The sequence below is a fragment of the Bartonella sp. CL70QHWL genome, from assembly GCF_042194855.1.
Classification (GTDB): Bacteria; Pseudomonadota; Alphaproteobacteria; order Rhizobiales; family Rhizobiaceae; genus Bartonella.
Genome location: NZ_JBHINJ010000073.1, coordinates 1 through 1,670 on the forward strand (window position 1 = coordinate 1; position 1,670 = coordinate 1,670).

The window sequence follows — 1,670 nt, forward strand, 5'->3', positions numbered from 1 at the left end:
CAGAATTTATAAACACTGGTTTATTCACAAATGCCTCCATACTGCCTATTGGCAAAAGTTATTTTCTAAGATATGGAGTGATCAATACGTTTTTCGTAACGATGTGTCAATAGATAAAATACGAAAAACGTATTTTTATTTTTATAAATCTATTCGATTTTGTTTATTATCATTAATGTTAATGAGGTGCTTATGATAGAAAATATAAAAGAAAAGCAGCTATCCATCATGCTAAATAAATTAACCGAATGTGAAAAAAAAGCTTTTATGAATTTCTTGCTGCGAGCAGAGATTTTAAAAGATCCTCGACAATCTTCTTTTCAGAATCATTCGCTTGTGAATATAAGTAAAGAAAATCATCAGAGTAAGGTCCAGAAATAGGTGAGGAATCTTTAAAAAACTCCATAATTTTAACTAATTCATCTGCCTTAATATCTCTCATTTCCCTATTTGTATTAAGATTAATCATATTGGATATAGCTGGTCTTCTTATACCAAGATGGGCGGCAAGCTTGGCTTGGCTCCCTCGTCCCATTTTATCAAGCTCTTTTTTTATCCAAATTTTTAGCTCTTTTTGCCTAACCATAATTAAGTTTATTCCTTATTTTTAAAGTCCTTACAATATAAAAAATACAATGATACGTTTTTCGTATTGACTAAATATTTTTGATATCGTATTTTTATCGCTATGATAAAAACATATACGAAAACCGCAAAACTCATAATTGAGTATCTAGGTGGGTATAAAAAAGTTGCTAATATCGTTAATCGCAATGTTATTGTAATTAGAAAATGGGCTTACCCTTTTGAAAAGCGAGAGGGTAAAGGCGGAATTATACCAGCTAAGTATCAAATTATGCTTCTGAACTATGCCCGTGACCATGGGATAGATTTGCGTCCAGAAGATTTTTTTTATCCCGAGCGCTTGCAGAGATTAATGCAAGAGCAACACCCCCCATTGTCGAAAATTAGCAAGAGCTGCGGTGTTGATCACACCGGAGAAACTTTACAGCATTAAGGAGATAAAGATGGCTGTAGAAAAGAAATATGAATTCACGGATGAGACACGTGTTTTTGGTAATCACACACTTCATCGTATTAAAGCCTTAAGAGATTTTGGAGATGTGAAGGCTGGAGAGATTGGGGGGTATATCGAAAAAGAGAGCAACTTAAGTCATCATGGTGAATGTTGGGTTGCTCAGAAGGCTTGTGTTTTTGATAATGCCAAGGTTTATGAAAATGCATGGGTTTTTAATGGAGCCAATGTTTATGAAAACGCCCGTGTTTATGGCAATGCCCGTGTTGGTATAGATGCTTTTATTTATGGAGATAGTTATGTTTATGGCAATGCCCATATTTATGGCAGAGCTAGAGTTTATGAAAATGCTCGTGTTAGTGGGCATGCGCATGTTAGTGACCATGCCCGTGTTTATGGCAATGCCAAGGTTTGTGGCTATGTCTGTGTTAGTAATGATGCTTCGGTTTATGGCAATGCGCATGTGTATGGGAATGCTAAGGTTTGTGAAAATGCTCGTGTTTACGGAAATGCCAAGGTTTGTGGATATACCAAGGTTTGTGGCTATGGAGAGGTTAGCGATAACGACGAAGTTTACATGCGTAAACACGTTTCATATAGCACAAACGAAGCGCATAAGAATGATGATGGTAAG

The 1,670-nt window shown here is 35.7% G+C and carries 3 protein-coding genes; 2 read left to right on the forward strand and 1 reads right to left on the reverse strand.

What is annotated here, in order from left to right:
• Positions 1 to 265 precede the first annotated feature (265 nt).
• Positions 266 to 586 carry a helix-turn-helix domain-containing protein gene (locus ACFIJZ_RS09725; RefSeq protein ID WP_375631950.1) on the reverse strand — a complete coding sequence of 107 codons (321 nt, stop codon included), beginning with the start codon at positions 584 to 586 and terminating at the stop codon, positions 266 to 268.
• 102 nt (positions 587 to 688) lie between these two features.
• Here ACFIJZ_RS09725 and ACFIJZ_RS09730 point away from each other — a divergent pair, with 102 nt between their 5' ends.
• Both ACFIJZ_RS09730 and ACFIJZ_RS09735 read left to right on the forward strand, forming a co-directional pair.
• Positions 689 to 1,018: a hypothetical protein gene (locus ACFIJZ_RS09730; RefSeq protein ID WP_375631952.1), complete on the forward strand. Its 330-nt coding sequence runs from the start codon at positions 689 to 691 to the stop codon at positions 1,016 to 1,018.
• A 10-nt stretch (positions 1,019 to 1,028) separates the two neighbouring features.
• On the forward strand, positions 1,029 to 1,670 hold a 642-nt coding region (locus ACFIJZ_RS09735; RefSeq protein ID WP_375631954.1), incomplete at its 3' end, for a hypothetical protein.

What these genes read in the sequence shown, in the direction of transcription:
- ACFIJZ_RS09725 (WP_375631950.1), bottom strand. Translation starts at nt 586, where the DNA reads ATGGTTAGGCAAAAAGAGCTAAAAATTTGGATAAAAAAAGAGCTTGAT.
- ACFIJZ_RS09730 (WP_375631952.1), top strand. Translation starts at nt 689, where the DNA reads ATGATAAAAACATATACGAAAACCGCAAAACTCATAATTGAGTATCTA.